The sequence below is a fragment of the Enterococcus sp. DIV0436a genome (assembly GCF_051711605.1).
Classification (GTDB): Bacteria; Bacillota; Bacilli; order Lactobacillales; family Enterococcaceae; genus Enterococcus_B; species Enterococcus_B faecium.
Map to the genome: position 1 here is coordinate 2,356,534 of NZ_JBIONA010000001.1, position 18,564 is coordinate 2,375,097.

The 18,564-nt window shown below is 37.2% G+C and carries 18 protein-coding genes; 4 read left to right on the forward strand and 14 right to left on the reverse strand.

All coding sequences use genetic code 11. The features are described from left to right. Positions 1-20 precede the first annotated feature (20 nt). From IGL15_RS11635 to arfA, 5 genes are all read right to left on the reverse strand, one after another. Positions 21-584 carry a YesL family protein gene (locus IGL15_RS11635; RefSeq protein WP_002297690.1) on the reverse strand — a complete coding sequence of 188 codons (564 nt, stop codon included), beginning with the start codon at positions 582-584 and terminating at the stop codon, positions 21-23. Between the two features lie 5 nt (positions 585-589). Then, positions 590-1,453 carry a carbohydrate ABC transporter permease gene (locus IGL15_RS11640; RefSeq protein ID WP_002287292.1) on the reverse strand — a complete coding sequence of 288 codons (864 nt, stop codon included), beginning with the start codon at positions 1,451-1,453 and terminating at the stop codon, positions 590-592. A gap of 13 nt (positions 1,454-1,466) precedes the next feature. After that, on the reverse strand, positions 1,467-2,363 hold the full coding sequence (locus IGL15_RS11645; protein ID WP_002287294.1) for a carbohydrate ABC transporter permease: 897 nt from the start codon (positions 2,361-2,363) through the stop codon (positions 1,467-1,469). Between the two features lie 174 nt (positions 2,364-2,537). Continuing rightward, positions 2,538-3,827, reverse strand: coding sequence for an ABC transporter substrate-binding protein (locus IGL15_RS11650; protein WP_002321046.1), 1,290 nt, complete (start codon positions 3,825-3,827; stop codon positions 2,538-2,540). Further along, the gene (gene arfA, locus IGL15_RS11655) at positions 3,799-5,316 is read right to left on the reverse strand and encodes an arabinosylfuranosidase ArfA (protein ID WP_104765432.1); all 1,518 of its coding nucleotides are present in this window, start codon (positions 5,314-5,316) and stop codon (positions 3,799-3,801) included. Before arfA ends, IGL15_RS11650 begins: the two co-directional genes overlap by 29 nt. A gap of 197 nt (positions 5,317-5,513) precedes the next feature. On the opposite strand from arfA, the gene IGL15_RS11660 reads away from it, so the two are divergent. Continuing rightward, entirely contained in the window at positions 5,514-6,404 is an 891-nt protein-coding gene (locus IGL15_RS11660; RefSeq protein WP_002307176.1) for an ArsR/SmtB family transcription factor, read from the forward strand. A 72-nt stretch (positions 6,405-6,476) separates the two neighbouring features. Here the strand turns inward: IGL15_RS11660 and nadE are convergent, their stop codons facing one another. The 3 genes from nadE to IGL15_RS11675 all read right to left on the reverse strand — a co-directional run bounded on the left by nadE (position 6,477) and on the right by IGL15_RS11675 (position 9,786). Continuing rightward, positions 6,477-7,301, reverse strand: coding sequence for an ammonia-dependent NAD(+) synthetase (gene nadE, locus IGL15_RS11665; RefSeq protein ID WP_104765431.1), 825 nt, complete (start codon positions 7,299-7,301; stop codon positions 6,477-6,479). Between the two features lie 11 nt (positions 7,302-7,312). Beyond that, positions 7,313-8,785 (reverse strand): nicotinate phosphoribosyltransferase, encoded by a 1,473-nt coding sequence (locus IGL15_RS11670; RefSeq protein ID WP_002297685.1) that lies wholly within the window; start codon positions 8,783-8,785, stop codon positions 7,313-7,315. Positions 8,786-9,423: 638 nt separating this feature from the next. Then, the gene (locus IGL15_RS11675; RefSeq protein ID WP_002287305.1) at positions 9,424-9,786 is read right to left on the reverse strand and encodes a DUF1827 family protein; all 363 of its coding nucleotides are present in this window, start codon (positions 9,784-9,786) and stop codon (positions 9,424-9,426) included. Between the two features lie 220 nt (positions 9,787-10,006). Between IGL15_RS11675 and IGL15_RS11680 the strand changes: the two genes are divergently transcribed. Next, entirely contained in the window at positions 10,007-10,759 is a 753-nt protein-coding gene (locus tag IGL15_RS11680; RefSeq protein WP_002294124.1) for a MerR family transcriptional regulator, read from the forward strand. Between the two features lie 139 nt (positions 10,760-10,898). On the opposite strand, the gene IGL15_RS11685 is transcribed toward IGL15_RS11680, so the two are convergent. From IGL15_RS11685 to groES, 4 genes are all read right to left on the reverse strand, one after another. Then, a complete protein-coding gene (locus tag IGL15_RS11685; RefSeq protein WP_002294125.1) occupies positions 10,899-11,822 on the reverse strand; it encodes a LacI family DNA-binding transcriptional regulator in 924 nt (307 codons plus the stop codon). A 14-nt stretch (positions 11,823-11,836) separates the two neighbouring features. Next, positions 11,837-12,109, reverse strand: coding sequence for a hypothetical protein (locus tag IGL15_RS11690; protein WP_002297679.1), 273 nt, complete (start codon positions 12,107-12,109; stop codon positions 11,837-11,839). Positions 12,110-12,593: 484 nt separating this feature from the next. Next, positions 12,594-14,219 (reverse strand): chaperonin GroEL, encoded by a 1,626-nt coding sequence (gene groL, locus IGL15_RS11695; protein ID WP_104765569.1) that lies wholly within the window; start codon positions 14,217-14,219, stop codon positions 12,594-12,596. 50 nt (positions 14,220-14,269) lie between these two features. Beyond that, positions 14,270-14,554 carry a co-chaperone GroES gene (gene groES / locus IGL15_RS11700; RefSeq protein ID WP_002288862.1) on the reverse strand — a complete coding sequence of 95 codons (285 nt, stop codon included), beginning with the start codon at positions 14,552-14,554 and terminating at the stop codon, positions 14,270-14,272. 224 nt (positions 14,555-14,778) lie between these two features. Between groES and IGL15_RS11705 the strand changes: the two genes are divergently transcribed. Further along, positions 14,779-15,441, forward strand: coding sequence for a CPBP family intramembrane glutamic endopeptidase (locus IGL15_RS11705; protein WP_002299792.1), 663 nt, complete (start codon positions 14,779-14,781; stop codon positions 15,439-15,441). A 75-nt stretch (positions 15,442-15,516) separates the two neighbouring features. Here IGL15_RS11705 and IGL15_RS11710 read toward each other — a convergent pair whose 3' ends face one another. After that, positions 15,517-16,809 carry a PTS sugar transporter subunit IIC gene (locus IGL15_RS11710; RefSeq protein WP_002318506.1) on the reverse strand — a complete coding sequence of 431 codons (1,293 nt, stop codon included), beginning with the start codon at positions 16,807-16,809 and terminating at the stop codon, positions 15,517-15,519. Positions 16,810-16,978: 169 nt separating this feature from the next. On the opposite strand from IGL15_RS11710, the gene IGL15_RS11715 reads away from it, so the two are divergent. Then, complete coding sequence (locus tag IGL15_RS11715) at positions 16,979-17,608, forward strand: NAD(P)-dependent oxidoreductase (protein WP_002288856.1); 630 nt, start codon at positions 16,979-16,981, stop codon at positions 17,606-17,608. 102 nt (positions 17,609-17,710) lie between these two features. On the opposite strand, the gene IGL15_RS11720 is transcribed toward IGL15_RS11715, so the two are convergent. Beyond that, on the reverse strand, positions 17,711-18,520 hold the full coding sequence (locus IGL15_RS11720) for an MBL fold metallo-hydrolase (RefSeq protein ID WP_104765567.1): 810 nt from the start codon (positions 18,518-18,520) through the stop codon (positions 17,711-17,713). Between the last annotated feature and the right edge of the window lie 44 nt (positions 18,521-18,564).

An 18,564-nucleotide genomic window follows, 5' to 3' on the forward strand; every position in this document is an offset into this window, starting at 1 on the left:
TCTTCGTCCAACAGCTTTCCCTACCTTTCATTTCCTATAGTCAAGATAATAGATACAAGTTTCCATACGCCACCAGCAAAGATAAAAATAAAAGGAGGGAAAAGAAATATGAGCAGTACAAATCCTAATAACAATACGCAACAAAGAATATTTCTCAAAAAATCAAAAAATACTTTCCATGCACTTTGTTCAAAAATTTGTAAAAATGTGATATCTTTGTTTTCAGAAATCACATATATCCAGGATAAAAGAAACATGGAATAAATAAGTGAAACTACATATCCACTAATTGAAAGTACGATTGTCTGTTCTTCTAATAATTGATTAACAAGAAAATAAATAATGATCGTTAACAGACTAAGGAACAAGTTCTTACCAAAATGTTGCTTTATTCCTTGAAAGAAAAAATAAATGATATTTCCTGATCCCTCACCTTTCCATTGCGCCATTACATAAAAAACAGCACATGTAGCAGGCACGATAGTAATAACAGGCAAACACACGATTACCCAGAGAATACCTAATAAGATGTAATCAGAAACCACAATCAACTGTCCATAAAATTTAGTCTCAACTATTTTCATCTTCCTCACTCTTTCATTCCAGACATAGCTGTTCCTTGAACAAAATATTTCTGTGCAAAAATATAAACCACTAGTAATGGCAGCATTGAAATAACCGTTCCAGCCATTACAGGTCCATAAAAAGAAATGTTCTGCCCCGTAAATAAAGCTAACCCTGCTGGTAAAGTTCTCATTTTTGAACTACTTGTCAATATCAATGGATAAAGCAAGTCATTCCAACTATTCATCAGCGTGAAAATCCCTAATGATAAAAGAGTAGGTTTGCTCAATGGCAACATGATTTTCAAAAAAATATTAAACTCACTTAATCCATCAATGCGTGCTGCCTCTTCCAAAGAATCTGGTAAAGTAATAAAAAAGGAACGCATCATGAAGATACCAAATGCAGTTGTCATACGAGGAATGATCAAACCTGCATAAGTATCAAGCATGCCAAGCAAATTGACTTCAATAAATAGAGGAATCATGAAGACTTGGAATGGGATCATCATTGTCAGCAAAACGAAATAGAACAAAACTGATTTTCCTTTGAAACGCATACGAGCAAATGCATACCCCGCAAGAGAATCAAAGAATACAGAAGTGATCACTGTCCCTCCAGCAAAAATCACTGTATTTTTGATGTAATCTAATAAAGGGATCGTTGTCCAAACCTTAATATAGTTATCTAGGGTATAGCTATCTGCAAATATTCTAGGCGGAAATGAGATAATGTCTTTTTCGTGTTTAAAAGAAGAAATAATCAGCCACAAAAAAGGAAACGCAATAACCAACAATATAACTAGCATACTAATCGTTCGAATGATTTTTTTACCACTAACTGCTTTTCGACTATTCACAGTAACTGTAATCGAGCTTTCTGGTGCCATACAGGTTTCCCTCCTATTTCATTTGTTTTTCTTTCCGTGACATGTACACATTAGTGGAGATAGCTATAGTTGCAACAATGATAAACAAAACCGAAGACAGTGCTGATGCATAGCCCAATTCATAAGGTGCTGTAAATCCTCGACTGTAAATATATTGAACAGCTGTTTCTGTCTTAAATTGTGGGCCACCAGCGGTTGCAACATATACTTGGTCAAACACTTGCATCGAACCAATCAGATTCGTTAAAATACAAAAACCTAAGGAGGGAACGATCTGAGGTAGCGTAATGTTAAAAAACTGCTGTCGATTTGTTGCACCATCCATTTGAGCAGATTCATACAAAGAGGGAGAGATTCCCTGAATAGCAGTCAAGAGAATCGTCATAGTAACACCAAAATTCTTCCAAACAGTCATGATGGCTACCGTCGGCATAGCAAGGGTTGGATCGCGAAAAAATTGAGGGATCGGCAAGCCGACTTGTGAAAACAAGTAAGGAATCGCCCCTACATTCGGATCAAGCAACATAGAAAAAATAATCGCAATTGACGTCAATGAACAAATAACTGGAATGTAAAATGTCGAACGACAAAAACGATTGAATCTGGTATTTTTAGATAATGCTACTGCTGCTAATAAACCAACGATAATTTGTGTTGGCGTTTCGAGTACGGTGAAATATAAAGAATGAATCAACGAATTAACTGCTCGTTCATCACTAAATATACGTGTGAAATTTTCAAAACTTACAAAATTTCTTGATGTAAAGAAAATATTCAAATCTGTAAAACTAATAGCAAATGTTCCTAAAAGCGGTATGACAGTAAATAATAATAAAACTAAAAAAGATGGAGTTAAAAACAAATACGCAGCACGATCAGGACGATTCCAATATTTGGTGAATCCGTTCATATAGTCCACCTCATCTTTCATTTTGATAAAATATACAATCTTGGTTTAAACGAATCTGAATAAGATATCCGAACAATCGCTGTGATTTTTGCAATAACACCTATCTGCAAATACTAGGTCGATCATTCAGATATCTGTATCTTGCCAACAGTCTATCCTGTATAAAGTTCTGTACTATTTTTGCAGTAATTGATTGATGGCATCATCTGCATCGTTCATGAGTGTCTCAGGATCTTCTCCTGCTAATAATTTTTCAATCAGTGGATTGATGATATCGTTATTGATCGCAGAGATTTGGGTAAAACCTGGTAAATATGGCTCTGCATAGTCCATTTGTTTCGATAATTCAGATACAATAGGATCATTTTTTACTTCTTCATCTTTTGCTACTGAATCCAAGTAGGCAGGAAAACCATTTTCGATACTCCATTTTTTACCAATTTCAGTTGTATTCCAATATTTCAAAAACTCATAGACAGCTTCTTTTTTATTATTATCTGTACTTGCCGGAATGGCATATCCTACGCCATCTAAAATAGCTGTTTTTTTGTCTGAATCACTCCCTTGTGGTAAGGTAGTCACATTATAATCAATCTCGTTTGCTTTCAATCCGTTATTTAACCATGGCCCATTGATTTCAATGGCTAGTTGACCAGCATTCATTAAATTGTCCATTTCGGCGCCAGAAATCGATTCTGGACCAGTCTTGTCTACATGGATCATTTTTTGGATCGCTTTTAACGTTTTAAGGTTCTCAGGAGACGCAAATTCAGACTTAGTATAATCATCGTTCACTAATTTACCGCCATTTGCTAACATCCAGTTATATAACGGTGCAGTTCCATCCTTATTGAAGACAAAACCTGATACATTTTTACTACTATCAGTTAATTTTGGTGCCATTTCTGTCAATTCTTCCCAAGTAGTAGGTGGTTGTTCAGTATCTAATCCAGCTTGTTTAAACAAATCATTATTCCAATACATATACATTCCTTGTACCTGCATGGGGACAAAATACTGTTTACCTTCTACTTCACCTAATTCAATAGCCGTTTCTTTAAAATCAGATTTATCTACTCCATCATATTCCCAGAAATCGTCTAATGGTTGTACCGCTCCGTTTTCTACATACTGTGCAAAATCTGGATAATTTAATGCAATAAAGTCAGGTGCTTTTTTAGAAGAAATCGCTGTAGGAAGTTTTTCATTCAAATTGGCCCAAGTCATGATATCCATTTCAATTTTGATGTTTTTATCATTTGTTTTATTAAATTCATTAACGATTTCTTGCAATATTTCACCATCAGATGCAGTAAACCCATTCCAAAAAGTCAAAGTCACTTCTTTATCAGAATCAGATTCTGCTGAACTTCCGCCACCGCAAGCTCCTAAAATACCTGTTGCAGCTACCAACAAAGAGCCAATTAACCATTTTTTACCTTTCATTTTTTGTTCCTCCTTCATCTGATAAACGACATCTGACCACATTCCAAGATAGCGGTTTCAATAAACAATTGATTTTCCCATCTTCAGCTTTTACATTTGTTGAATGACTTGGTTTTACTTGTTCACTTTTAGGAAGATTAGTTGCTTTTGTATCAAATCCACTCATTTCAGAAAAATCAATCACTCCCTCTACTGATAATTCAGACAAGTGAACAGTTAGATTCATTTCTTCTTCTCCACGGTTAACTGCAAATATGACAAGTTCTTTGTCATTTATTACGGCTATACTTTCTAAATACGGCACTTCTTCAAAATCTTCCGTCGCATAGTTTGCTGAACGAATTTGTGGGCTTAACACCTCTCCTTGTCCATACACAGCAGCTTGCATAAATGGATAATAGATCGTCTGTCTCCAAGCTTCTCCGTTTGTTTCTGTCCTGATTGGTGCAATAACGTTTACCAATTGAGCAAGACAAGCAATCTTTACTCTATCTGCATGTTTCAATAAAGTGATTAATAGACAGCCTAATAGTAATGCATCTTCAAAATTATAGTTATCTTCTAGTAAAGGAGGAGCAATCTGCCAAGGCTCTGCTTGCTCATCTTGTTCCGCTGAATGATACCAAATATTCCATTCATCAAAGGACAGGTTGATCTGCTTCTTACTATGTTTCTTCGCCTTGACTGTATCGCACATCGCTGTCACTTCAAAAATGAACCGATCCATGTCTAAGGAACGTGCAAGATAATGAGAAAGATCATTTTTTTGGTTGCCATAATATTGATGAAGAGACAAATAATCTATTTGATCGTACGCTTGATCAAGAACTGTTAACTCCCAGTCACCAAATGTAGGCATTTGCCGATTCGAACTTCCGCATAAAACCACCTCAATTGAATCATCTACGAGTTTCATCGCCTTAGCCGTTTCCTCTGCTAACCGTCCATATTCTTCCGCTGTTTTATGTCCAATCTGCCAAGGACCGTCCATTTCATTCCCTAAACACCATGTCTTAATTCCAAAAGGGCTCTCTTGACCATTCGAACGCCTTAAATCACTCCAATAAGTTCCTTTAGGAAAATTACAATATTCGACTAAATTACGAGCTGCATCTACTCCACGAGTACCCAGATTGACAGCCATATTGATTTCGGCCCCCACATGCTGACACCAGTTATAAAATTCATGAATCCCAACTTCATTCGTTTCAATTGTCCGCCAAGCTAAATCCAACCTTCTAGGTCTATTTGCTATGGGCCCAATACTGTCTTCCCAACGAAATCCTGACACAAAATTTCCACCAGGATATCTAATCATGGGAATGTTCAATTCTTTTACCAAGTGAATGACGTCTTGGCGAAATCCACTTTTATTAGCTGATGGATGATCTGGCTGATAAATCCCTTCATATACTGCTCGTCCCATATGTTCAATAAATGAACTGTACAACCGCGGATCAACTTTGCCTACACGCTTGACACTACTAATCAACATTGTGGCTTCCATAACTGACCTCCTTTAATTTATACATGAATAATACACCTTGTTGAAAGCGTTGTCAATAATATAAATGTTAAACTTACTTATTTTTTATCGATTTTAATTAACCGAAATATTAATAATGATTAAAACAAATAATTTAATATAACTTTTATTAACAAATATGTTAATATATAAGAAAAACCTTTTAAGAGGTGATATATATGCAACTACAAATAAACGAAGAATCCTTACCGGTATATGAAGCATTAGCTAGTAAAACAAGGATCAGGATCATCCAGCTACTTTCCAAAAAGAAGATGAATGTCAAAGATTTGGCAAAAGAACTTGGAGTGAGCAGTGCTATCACGACGATGCACGTGAAAAAGCTAGAGGAAGCAAACATCATCAAAACAGAAAAAGTAGGACAACAAAAAATTTCGAGCCTTCGTGTCGATAAAATCGATATCAGTTTTCCAGAAAAAATATTCAATGCTTTTGATACGAAAGAAACATCGATACCTATTGGTCACTATACAAATTATGCAATTGAACCAACATGCGGTTTAGCTACGATCCATGATTTTATCGGAAAAGTGGATGAACCACGCTATTTTATGGATCCTCGAAGGATGGATGCCCGCATTCTCTGGTTTACCAGCGGATTTGTCGAGTATCAGGCACCTAATTTTTTAAATACAGAGGATACATTGGAGATGTTGGAAGTTTCTGTGGAAATTTCTTCTGAATTTCCTTTTTCAAATGACAATTGGCCTTCAGATATCACTTTCAGCCTAAATGGTGTGGAGCTAGGAACATGGACGAGCCCTGGAGATTTTGCTGATATCCGCGGTAAATATACGCCTGATTGGTATCCAGATAATCTTAATCAATACGGCTTGCTGAAGACGATCCGAATTACCAAACACTTGACGAATATGAATGGAGAACCCTTGTCAAACATCACGATCAACGACATCCCTAAAGAGCAAGACACTTGGCATTTGCGAATCGAAGTGAAAGACGATGCCAAACATGTGGGGGGCTGTACTTTATTTGGTAAAGGATTCGGTAATTACGATCAGGATATCAAATTAAAAGTTTACTACAGCTGATATTTTTCTTTTCTATTTTATAAAACAAAAACAGCCAATCCCTATGAAGGGACGGCTGTTTTTGCTTTATTGTTATTTCCAGAAATCATCCAAAACGGAAATTGGCAAATGTCGTTTATGTTGTGTCTTGTTCCACCATGCTTCGATTTTTTCTTGTGCTTGAGCGGGAACTTCTTTTCCTTCTAGATAATCATCAATTTCATTATATGTGACACCTAGTGCGACTTCATCTGCAATCATTGGTTTCCCATCTTCAAGATCTGCAGTCGGAATTTTTGTGTATAATTTTTCCGGTGCATTCAATGCTTGAAGCAATTGTTTCCCTTGTCGTTTGTCCAAACGGAATAATGGCAAAATGTCGGCTCCACCATCACCAAATTTCGTGAAGAATCCAGTAATGTTTTCTGCAGCATGATCTGTCCCTAATACGGCTCCTGCTCTTTCTCCAGCTACGGCATATTGCGTAATCATACGTTGACGTGCTTTGATATTTCCTTTGTTAAAATCGCTGATGTCCACACCTGCTTCGCTTAATACTTGTACTTGTGCATCAACAGCTGGTTTGATATTTACTCGCAGACTAACATCGGGCTGGATAAAGTCAAGAGCAGCTTTTGCATCTTCTTCATCTGCTTGTTCACCATAAGGAAGACGAACAGCGATAAATTGATAGTTTTCATCTTTTGTTTCTTCACGCATTTCTTCCATCGTTAGTTGCGCCAAACGGCCTGCTAAAGTAGAATCTTGGCCGCCGCTGATACCTAGTACAAAAGTTTTAAGAAACGGATATTTTTTCAAATATGCTTTCATAAAGTCAATACTTTTACGTATTTCTTCTTTTGGATCAATTGTTGGTTTGACACCTAATTCATTGATAATTTCTGTCTGCAGGCTCATTTATTCTCCTCCTATGCTTCTGTATGAAGTTCTGCTACGCTTTTTTTCATTCGTTCCATGATAGCCATTTTATGGTTCCAGCATTCAGTAGACAGATCGACTGGGTATTTTTGCGGATTCAAGTCTCGTTTATACTCTTCCCATAGTGAATCTAGATTTTCTTTTGTATATTCTTTGATTTCGTTTAGTGCAGGTAATTCGTAAACTCTTTTTCCTTCGATAAAGATATCTTGTAAAACTGGGCGAGCTGTAAAGTCTCGAACAGTTTTATTGATAAACGTATGCACTGGATGGAACATGAAGATAGCTTCTTCTTCTCGAGGGTCTTCATCCCATAATGTCACGTAGTCTCCTTCAGATTTCCCATCAAAATTTCGAGTGATGCGCCACACTTGTTTTTTCCCTGGAGTAGTTACTTTTTCTGCATTGCTTGATAACTTGATCGTATCCATCATGTTTCCTTCATCATCTTCGATCGATACTAGCTTGAATACTGCACCAAGGGCTGGCTGATCATAGGCTGTGATCAATTTTGTCCCAACACCCCATACATCAATTTTAGCTTTTTGCATCTTTAAATTCAAAATCGTTGCTTCATCCAAGTCATTCGAAGCATAGATTTTTGCTTCCGTAAATCCGGCTGCATCTAATTGTTCCCGAACACGCTTAGATATATAGGCCATATCTCCACTGTCGATGCGTACGCCTTGGAAGTTGATTTTGTCACCTAATTCTTTCGCCACGCGAATCGCACTTGGCACACCTGATTTCAACGTATCATAAGTGTCGACTAAGAACACGCAGTCTTTATGGGTTTTAGCGTAGGCCATAAATGCTTCATAATCATTTCCATAAGATTGGACTAACGAATGAGCATGGGTCCCGCTAGCTGGTATCCCAAATATCTTCCCAGCACGTACATTGCTTGTTGCATCTGCTCCGCCGATATATGCCGCTCTAGTTCCCCAGACTGCTGCATCCAGTTCTTGTGCCCGTCTAGTTCCAAATTCCAATAGTGGATCTTCTCCGATGACAGATTTGATACGAGCTGCTTTTGTCGCGATCAACGTTTGGAAATTGACCATATTCAACAGTGCTGTTTCTACTAATTGGCAGTGCGCTAAAGGCCCTTCCACTTGGATCAATGGTTCATTTGCAAAAACTAGTTCTCCTTCACGAGCAGAACGAACTGTTGCTTTAAATTCAAAATTTTGTAAATACTCCAAAAAACCTTCAGGATAGACTTCTAATCCACGCAAGTAAGCAATATCGGAATCATTGAACGTCAGATTCTCTAAATAATTGACTAACCGTTCCAATCCTGCAAAAACCGCGTATCCGTGGTTAAAAGGCATTTCTCGAAAGTAACATTCAAAAACAGCATGTAAATCAGCTCGACCTAATTCCCAGTATGTCTGCATCATATTGATTTGATATAGATCCGTATGCAGCGTCAAACTGTCGTCTGGGTAAGTATTATTCATCTTGTATTACTCCTCTTGGCAAGTTTTCATTTCCTACCCATTATAACAAAAAAAATTAATAGGAAAAGAAATCTTCCATTTTTTCTGAAAAAGCACATGTTTTACGGATATTTCTTGCTAAAAATGAACTTCATCTGCTAAAACTATCCTTTCTTATTGGTATTTAACCTAAACGAGAAAGAATACTTATTTTATTCAATGTATCCGAGACACGAAGAAATTAGCGTTTTCTATTTTTCTTACTTGATAAAATAAGTAGCTTTTCCTACTACAATCGTAGCCGTTAAGATACCGATGATTGAACGAATATAACCAAATGTCTCTACAACATAATCAATGGCAAAAGTTTTTGAAGCAAATAATACATCTTTCCTTTTTTGCTTCTTATCCCCAAAGAAACGGATATAACTTATTATGTATTGAATTTTTTTGGAAAGGCGAATTATGACAAGATATACCTTGCGTTGAAAAAACTCGCGAAAAAAATATCACACGTTTTTTTAAAAAAACAAAAGTAAGAAAGCAGCTGTCAATAGAATGGAAACAAAAATGGCGAGACATCAATCAGTCTCGCCTTGTTTTTTATTGTATACGTTAGATATGGAGCAGGTTACCATAAAGATGATTATTAGTCGTTATTAAATAGAATCCTTCGTATTTTTTTGTTCTATCACTACAATATCTTTATTTGGACGTTTGAATTGTATTCCGGCACGTTCTAGCTCCTGTTTCACTCCTACATGGACTTTGACATCTTCTCGTGTCATTTTTAAAACGTGATGAATCGCATAGTCGATTTCTTGCCTTGTGATTTTTTTCTTCGTATTGATCATCACGACTTGCTTTTTATCATATGTGTCTACCAATAGCAGTTGTGTTCGATCTAACGAAAATAATTTGTAATAATTAATAGCTGTATTCCCAAAAAAGAATTCCACTACTTTAGGATAAAATGTCTTAATATTTAAATTACTATTCACAGGTGTTTCGATTAGCTTCATCTCATTCCTCTTTTCTATATAGTCGATTTAGATCCAATCTAAGTTATGTTACCATCTTTCCTAGCATTAAGGAATCGGTTACAATTGAACCTTTAAAGACAAAAGGATTTACCTTTTATCACTTAATAGTATAACATAATTTCATGAGAAAAAAATACAATTTTTCTTGACCTTCTCGTTACGTAAAGGATTATGCTTACATTTGTCAGGAGGAAAAATAATGGAGTACACAATAAAGAAAATGTCAGAGATATCAGGAGTCAGTCCGAGAACCTTGCGCTTTTATGATGAGATTGGACTGCTAAAACCAGCTAGGATCAATTCTTCAGGTTATCGGATTTATGGCAAAAAAGAAGTCGATCGTCTGCAACACATCTTATTTTATCGAACAATGGCATTCAAGTTGGATGATATCCAAGAGGTCTTAGACAATCCATCTTTTGACCACCAGAAAGCTTTAATCAAGCATCAGCAAATGTTGCTGGAAAAACGGGCACAAATCGATACCCTCTTGACAACTGTCCAACAGACACTTGATATGTACGAAGGAGGAAGAAAAATGAGTGACAAAGAAAAATTTGAAGGGTTTAAACAACAAAAGTTGAAAGAAAATGAAGAATCCTATGGACAAGAGATTCGACAAAAATACGGGAAAAAAAAGGTTACAGCATCCAATGAAAAATGGATGAATATGGATAAAGAAACGTATGAAGAAATGCAAACTGTTGAAAAGCAGATGTTATTTGATCTCACTCTTTACTTAAAAGAACCAGAAGATGAAAGCTTAGCAGACCGTATCTTCCAAGCTCATAAGAAGTGGTTATCTTACAGCTGGCCTGAATATCAGCCAAAAGCGCATAAAGGACTAGGAATGATGTACGAAGCCGATGAACGGTTCACTGCATATTATGACGAGCGAAGTGGTCATGGTGCAGCAAAAGCTTTAAATGAAATTATCCAAAAAAAGGCGTAATCTTTTACATGATCCAACAAAAAAGTACACGTAAAATGACCTAATAACAAAACAGCAGACACCCGAGTTAGATTTTTATGCTAACTTTTGGTGTCTGCTCCATTCTTTCACAAGTTTTTTCATCCTACTTTAAATATATTCATCGTTGAATAAACGTATAAGGTATTTTCACTTTATCCTTTTTTTCTGTAAGAAACAATTGAAATGCCATTTCTCCGCAAGCTTCCAGATGGTGGTCGATGGTTGGGAAACCAAGAAGCTCGCTGATCAGCAAATTATCGCGTCCAATCACCACTGGTGTCTTATCTTGCAGATAGCTTTGCAAGATGCCTGCTGCAACCATATCCGAATTTGTAAAGACACCATCAACTCCAAGCTCTTTAAAAAAGAAGCCTGCTTGTTTTCCTTTCTCTGCATCTATACAATCCCAAAAAACAAGTGATTCATCAAAAGATGGAAAAAGTTGATGACATAGCTGCAAAGTGATTTTTGAGTTATAACTTAGCCTGCCACTTCGCCCCAACGTGATGCCCAATTGCTTTATACCTTGCTGCTTCAAATAAGTAAGACCTTCTGTAATTGATTGTTCTCGATCAATAAAGACACAGCTTGCCTGTTTTCCCTTGATTTCTTCACAAAAAACTAGAGGTCCATATTTTTGATATGCCAATAAATCATCTAGTGTATTGGCACGAGACGTAATGATCAATCCATCGAAAGCTTTAGCTGCAAATTCTTCAAGATACCTTCGCTCTTTTTCTTTCTGATAGCCCGTCGGTAAAAGTGTCACTTTGTAATCATAATCAAACGCTGCTTCAATGATCCCACTGATCAACTGATCAAAATACGGATGATTGGTATAAGGCAGAATCACTCCAATGCTTTTCGTTTTTCCATAACTTAACTGTCTGGCATTTGCATTAGGGATATAATCGACTTCTTTCATGACCGCAAGTATTTCTTTCCTTTTTTCCTCATCTACATATGGATGTCCATTGATTACACGTGAAATAGTAGAAACTGAATAACCTGTGAGCTTTGCGATATCTCGAATGTTTGCCACTACTGCTTCGCCACCTATACAAAAAGATTTTCTTGTAAATAGTCTACCACAGCTGGACCGCATTCAAAAAACTGATACATTTTTCCTTCATGCGAAAAACTGATCCGCTGCCCGCCCCAATATATATCTTTTGTCAAAGTTTCGATTTCATTCATTGGTATTTCTTTTACTATATTCCTATTCAACCCTTGAAAACTGTACAACGTTAATACGGATCCCTTGAACTCGACAAACGCATAAAAATAATTGTTCGTTGTGCCATCTGTTATCTCTACATAAGTATTCATTGCAAGCCCTCCTTTTGATACTTTGAGTATAGTGTATGAAACGCGTCTCATAGCAAGGAGTTTGTTTTGCCAAAGAAAAGTTTTATTCCTCTTTCATTATTACCAAAGTCTCTTATTTTAAATTGAATACATTATAATGATACTGTAAATATATCTTTATTATTAGTGAATGGATATTTACTTTTAATAGATAAAATAAATAACTACAAAATATTATAACTATTAAAAATAACTATTTTCATTATAATTACACACAAAAAAGAGCGTGGGACAAAAGTAAAGAACACTTTTGTCTCACGCTCTAAACACGTATAAACGGCGGAAGCAGAAGCAACTCCTTCGGAAATAAGCTGAAATTCACAAAAATTTGAAAAGCAATTTTCGTGAATTTCTTCTTATTTCTTGGAGTTAAACGCTTCTGTTCCAGCCTCTTTTTATCTGTCTTTCACTAATGATCAGTTGTAGATAAGCAAGTTGCTTTTTCTTACATCATACCGCCCATCATTGATGGATCCATTGCAGGAGCTGCTGGCGCTGCTGGTTCTGGTTTATCTGCAACGACTGCTTCTGTCGTTAATAACAAGGCAGAAACGGAAGCGGCATTTTGCAAGGCAGAACGTGTTACTTTAGTTGGGTCTACGATACCTGCTTCAACCATGTTTACCCATTCTCCAGTAGCAGCATTGAAACCAGTGCCTAGTTCCACGTTCTTCAATTTATCAACAATCACTGATCCTTCATAACCAGCGTTTTCAGCGATTTGACGAATTGGTTCTTCTAAAGCACGAACAACGATCTTGATACCTGTTGCCACGTCTCCTTCTGCTTCTACAGCAGAAACTTTGCTGATAACGTTCACTAGAGCTGTACCACCACCTGAGACCATTCCTTCTTCTACTGCGGCACGTGTAGCATTCAATGCATCTTCAATGCGTAATTTTAATTCTTTCAATTCTGTTTCAGTAGCTGCACCAACTTTAACAACAGCTACACCACCTGCTAATTTAGCTAAGCGTTCTTGTAATTTTTCGCGGTCAAAATCAGAAGTTGTTTCAGCAATTTGGTTTTTGATCAATTGCACACGAGCTTCGATTGCTTCTTTTTCTCCAGAACCTTCTACGATCGTTGTATTGTCTTTATCTACAACAACTTTAGAAGCATTTCCTAAGTTTTCGATTGTTGCATCTTTCAATTCTAAACCTAGATCGTCAGTAATTACTGTACCACCTGTCAAAATAGCGATATCTTCAAGCATTGCTTTACGACGATCGCCGAAACCAGGAGCTTTTACAGCTACTACGTTGAATGTTCCACGGATTTTGTTCAATACAAGAGTTGGCAATGCTTCACCATCTACATCGTCAGCAATAATTAACAATGGACGTGATTGTTGCAAGATTTGTTCTAACAATGGCAGAATATCTTGGATGTTAGAGATTTTTTTGTCTGTGATCAAGATATATGGGTTTTCTAGAACAGCTTCCATTTTGTCGTTATCTGTTACCATATATTGTGATAAGTAACCACGATCAAACTGCATACCTTCTACAACATCTAGTTCTGTTTCGATCCCTTTTGATTCTTCGATTGTGATGACGCCGTCGTTTCCAACTTTTTCCATTGCATCAGCAATCAAATGTCCAACTTTATCAGAACCCGAAGAAACAGCTGCTACTTGTGCAATGGCTTCTTTTGAATCAACAACAGTTGAGATATTATGCAATTCTTCGACTGCTGTTTTTGTTGCCAATTCGATCCCGCGACGAATGCCTAGAGGATTAGCACCTGCAGTTACGTTTTTTAAACCTTCGCGAACGATTGCTTGTGTCAGAACAGTTGCTGTCGTTGTACCGTCTCCTGCAATATCATTTGTTTTTGATGCTACTTCTGATACAAGTTTTGCACCCATGTTTTCAAAATGATCTTCTAATTCGATTTCTTTTGCGATCGTCACACCATCATTTGTGATCAATGGAGAGCCGTAAGATTTTTCTAGTACGACATTTCGGCCTTTAGGTCCTAATGTTACTTTCACTGTATCTGCTAATTTATCTACCCCGCGTAACATAGCTGCGCGTGCGTCTTCTGCAAATTTCAATTCTTTTGCCATGATTGATTCACCTCATTGATTATTTTTGATTATTTTTTTATCTTCAAAATTTACTCAACAATCGCCATGATATCTTTTCCTGCGACGATCAGATATTCTTTTCCTTCGTATTTTACTTCTGTACCGGCGTATTTTTCGAACATAACTTGGTCGCCTGCTTTTACAGCGGCAGGAACTTTTTCACCGTTTTCTAACAAACGGCCTTCACCGACTGCAACAACTGTCCCAGTTTGGGGTTTCTCTTTAGCAGCAGAAGCTAAAACGATTCCTCCGACAGTTTTTTCTTCTTCTTTTGCGACTTCGATAATGACGCGATCACCTAATGGTTTTAACACGATAAATCCCTCCGATAACTCTTTTTTTAATCTGTTAGCACTCTTAACCTTCGAGTGCTAACCTACATTTTTAATAATACTCATTCTCCCTCTTTTTTGCAAGCTTTTAAATCAAAGAAAAGAAATTTTATTCTGACAGCTGCTTATTGAAATTATGATATAATTGAAATCAATCGATATAAGCTTGCCTTGCATGCTTGTTATCCCTTAAAAGGAGGAATTACATGTCTTTAAAAAAATATAGCTTCCTCAGCATTTTTTGCTATGGTTTAATTTTTATCTCACCCTTGATCCTAGCTTCGATAGGACTTGTAAAATCTACGTCTGAATTGATCACAGCAACTGCAGTCATGTATATACTAGGCGCCGTTGTCCTAGCTATTTTTTATTTTAAGCAACGTGAACCCTTAGCGATCGAATCAGCGGTAAAAAAAGCTTCTGCTCCAAAGATTGTTATTTATGGATTAGTTGGAATCTTTGTCGCATTGATTCTGCAAAGCATCGCTGTCATGTTAGAATCTGTATTGTTTGGCGAAGCAACCCCTTCCGAGAATACACAAAATATCATCCAGATGATCATGGAAGCACCCGCTTTTATTTTGGCGACAACTGTCGCTGGACCCATCATGGAAGAGTTCGTATTCCGCCGCAGTATACTGGGGATCATCAGTCGATATTCAAATTTTTGGGTCGGAGCAGTGATCAGCTCTTTGCTGTTTGCGTTTGCTCATAATGATGGTCATCTGCTAATCTACTTTTTCCTAGGTTTCTTCTTCAGCCTAGAGTACAAAGCAACTGGTCGGATCTGGACATCGATGATCACACACGTAGGAATGAACACATTAGTTGTTCTTGTTCAATTAGCTGTCCAAAAAGGGCTAGTATAAACATGACTATAAATACTCCTGTCATCCTAGATTGGTGATTTTCCCAATCTAAAGCGACAGGAGTATTTTTGTTTTTTAGTCGTTCATCTTTTCTGCTGCTCCATCATTTTTTGTCTGTCTTTCCTTTTTGCAGTTTGCAGAATCTATTTTTTTCAAAAATGGGAAATAAATGAAAAAACTAATTGACAACACGATACCTTGTAAAATCGCTGCAGGCACTCCGCCTACTAAAAAACCCGAGAGGATCGGCGGTGTTGTCCAAGGGACTTGGACTGCTGTAAATAAAGGAACGAATCCAAAATATAAAGCGGAATAGGTAATCAATCCTGAAACGACCGGTGCGAAAATAAAAGGAACAGCCATCATCGGGTTCATCACGATCGGTGTGGAAAAAATAATCGATTCATTGATGTTGAAAAAGGCTGGTAAAAGAGCAATATTTCCTAATTCTCTGTATTTCTTCGATTTCGCAAAAACCGTCATAAAAAATACAGCCCCTAACGTCAACCCAGCACCCGTAACCGTCATGAACTGATCGAGAAATTGCTGAGTAACGATATGTCCGCCATTTGCCACCGTCAACTCTTGTCCTGAGGCTAAGATTTCTGCATTTGCTAATGAATTCGCTTGCAAGATGGGACTAACCAACCCATTGACCATCGCAGATCCATGAAGACCAAATAACCATAAAAACGGAACAAAAAAACCTAATAAAAGCACACCAAACAACGTGTCTATGAACGATTGAATGGGAAGCTGGACATATGTCCATATTCCTTGAACAACAGTCATTCTGAACAACTGTTGAAAAACCGCTGAACCGATAAGCGTAAAAGTGACTATAACAATGATTGGAATCAATGAAGTAAAAGACTGCCAAACATTTTCAGGTATCTTCTCTCTTTGCTTCCACCCTTTCGCAAGTCTTACTAAACGTGCATAGCCCCATCCGATGATGAGCCCAGTTGTAACTGCTCCTAGTATCCCTTCAGCACCTGTCCAGACAGTATCTATCTGAGTATTTAGTGGCTGAATAAGCAGTAGATAAGCAGATAAGGCTGTTATGCCGACTGGTAAGCGATCGATATCTTCTTCTTTTGCATAAGCGTATGCAATGGCAAAAACGATCCAAAAGGCTATCACATCAAATGTAGCCTGGTATACTTGTGTAAAATACATAGAAAATCCTGCTTTGTCTATCCACTGAGCGATGTAATCCACAGGAAAATGAGCAAATAAGAAAAACAGCGAGCCAACAATAATTATTGGGATCGTGTAAGTCATTCCATTACGCAAAGCAGTTAAGGGTCTAAGATTCACAACAGATGTTATCATTGGTAAAAAGGCACGATCTAACCACTCTTTCATTTCTTATCTCCTTCAACTTCTATTTTTATCAATCAGTTTTCTTAATTTAACTATACCCAATGATCACGAACCATGAAAGGAATGCGCACTGAGCTTTTCAAAAATCGGATTCTTTGACGAATATTCAGCAACTGCTTACAATGGACAGGAATAAAAAAGGAGGTTTTTTATGAAAATTGCACTCATTGGAGCTACTGGTCATGCAGGTTCATTTATTTTAGACGAAGCATTGTCCAGAGATTTAGACGTGACGGCAATCGTGCGTCATCCAGAAAAATTGCCATCAGATGTTCCGTTTATACAAAAGGATTTATTTGAGTTGACAACTACTGATCTTGCATCTTTTGATGTTGTCGTTGATGCTTTCAACGCTCCCAAAGGAAAAGAAGAAATGCATCAAACTTCTTTGTCCCATTTGATTGAGATGCTTGAAGGAACCGATACACGCTTAATTGTCGTTGGGGGTGCCTCTTCGTTATTCTTAGATACAGAAAAGACGACTCGTATGATTGACCAAGTACCTAAAAATGCACCCTTCTATCCAACAGCTTTCAATATGTACGAAGGATTGTTAAAATTGAAACAATCTAAAAATCTACATTGGACTTATATCAGTCCAGCTTCTTTATTTGATCCACATGGCAAACGTACAGGTACTTATTTGTTAAGTGATGATTATTTACAAAGAAACGCTGCTGGCGACAGTACGATCAGCATGGCAGATTACGCGATTGCATTAGTAGATGAGATACTGGATGAGAAACATGAAAAGCAACACATCAGTGTAGTCAGTCGATAATACGGTTATTTTTTTAATATGCTAAAAAAATAAAAATAGAAGATAAAACCAACCCTGATTGATTTTATCTTCTGCTTTTTATATTTTTATTGATTGAACTGTTTAAATCGAAAATAGCTCAGTTGCTTCACCTGGATCTGTATCATAGATTTCAAAATCATGTCCAACGCCAAAATCTTTTTCTTTCAAAACATTTTCCATTGTTAAATGAGCAAGTTCTTTCATATTGTTTTCCTTGCTAAGATGGCCAAGATAGATTCGTTTGGTCCGATTACCGATCACATCAGTCATGACAAGTGCACCGTCTTCGTTGGAAAGATGTCCTCTATCTCCTAAAATACGCTGTTTTAAATTCCACGGATAAGGTCCCATGCGTAACATCTCAAGATCATGATTACTTTCCATCAAATAACCATCGGCATTTTCAATGACACCTCGCATATAATCACTGCAATATCCGGTGTCCGTCAACATGACGAATGACCGATTTTCTTTATGGAAACGATAAAATTGCGGAGCCGCTGCGTCATGGGAGACGCCGAAACTCTCAATATCGATATCGCCGAATGTTCTGACTTTCCCCATCTCAAATAGATGTTTTTGTTCCACTGGTACATTTCCAATCAGTGGTTCCATCGCTTCCCAAGTCTGCTGATTGGCAAAAACATCCAAATGATACTTACGAGCCAAGACACCCACGCCATGTATATGATCTCGATGTTCATGCGTCACAAGTATTCCATCTAATTGGTCCGGTGTCCGATCAATTTGAGCCATCAAGGAAGTGATTTTTTTACCGCTAAGTCCTGCATCGACCAAAAGCCGTTTTTTTTCACTTTCGATATAAAGTGAATTACCCGAACTTCCACTTGCTAGGATACTGATTTTAAAAGCTGGTTTTTCTTCAGCCATTTGACTCCTACTTCCCTTCTTACTTTGTAAACTTTTTTCATTAT

Excerpts from the sequence above, each read along its gene's own strand:
- IGL15_RS11635 (WP_002297690.1), bottom strand. The coding sequence starts at position 584 with ATGAAAATAGTTGAGACTAAATTTTATGGACAGTTGATTGTGGTTTCT.
- IGL15_RS11640 (WP_002287292.1), bottom strand. The coding sequence starts at position 1,453 with ATGGCACCAGAAAGCTCGATTACAGTTACTGTGAATAGTCGAAAAGCA.
- IGL15_RS11645 (WP_002287294.1), bottom strand. The coding sequence starts at position 2,363 with ATGAACGGATTCACCAAATATTGGAATCGTCCTGATCGTGCTGCGTAT.
- IGL15_RS11650 (WP_002321046.1), bottom strand. The coding sequence starts at position 3,827 with ATGAAGGAGGAACAAAAAATGAAAGGTAAAAAATGGTTAATTGGCTCT.
- arfA (WP_104765432.1), bottom strand. The coding sequence starts at position 5,316 with ATGGAAGCCACAATGTTGATTAGTAGTGTCAAGCGTGTAGGCAAAGTT.
- IGL15_RS11660 (WP_002307176.1), top strand. The coding sequence starts at position 5,514 with ATGCAACTACAAATAAACGAAGAATCCTTACCGGTATATGAAGCATTA.
- nadE (WP_104765431.1), bottom strand. The coding sequence starts at position 7,301 with ATGAGCCTGCAGACAGAAATTATCAATGAATTAGGTGTCAAACCAACA.
- IGL15_RS11670 (WP_002297685.1), bottom strand. The coding sequence starts at position 8,785 with ATGAATAATACTTACCCAGACGACAGTTTGACGCTGCATACGGATCTA.
- IGL15_RS11675 (WP_002287305.1), bottom strand. The coding sequence starts at position 9,786 with ATGAAGCTAATCGAAACACCTGTGAATAGTAATTTAAATATTAAGACA.
- IGL15_RS11680 (WP_002294124.1), top strand. The coding sequence starts at position 10,007 with ATGGAGTACACAATAAAGAAAATGTCAGAGATATCAGGAGTCAGTCCG.
- IGL15_RS11690 (WP_002297679.1), bottom strand. The coding sequence starts at position 12,109 with ATGAATACTTATGTAGAGATAACAGATGGCACAACGAACAATTATTTT.
- groL (WP_104765569.1), bottom strand. The coding sequence starts at position 14,219 with ATGGCAAAAGAATTGAAATTTGCAGAAGACGCACGCGCAGCTATGTTA.
- IGL15_RS11705 (WP_002299792.1), top strand. The coding sequence starts at position 14,779 with ATGTCTTTAAAAAAATATAGCTTCCTCAGCATTTTTTGCTATGGTTTA.
- IGL15_RS11710 (WP_002318506.1), bottom strand. The coding sequence starts at position 16,809 with ATGAAAGAGTGGTTAGATCGTGCCTTTTTACCAATGATAACATCTGTT.
- IGL15_RS11715 (WP_002288856.1), top strand. The coding sequence starts at position 16,979 with ATGAAAATTGCACTCATTGGAGCTACTGGTCATGCAGGTTCATTTATT.
- IGL15_RS11720 (WP_104765567.1), bottom strand. The coding sequence starts at position 18,520 with ATGGCTGAAGAAAAACCAGCTTTTAAAATCAGTATCCTAGCAAGTGGA.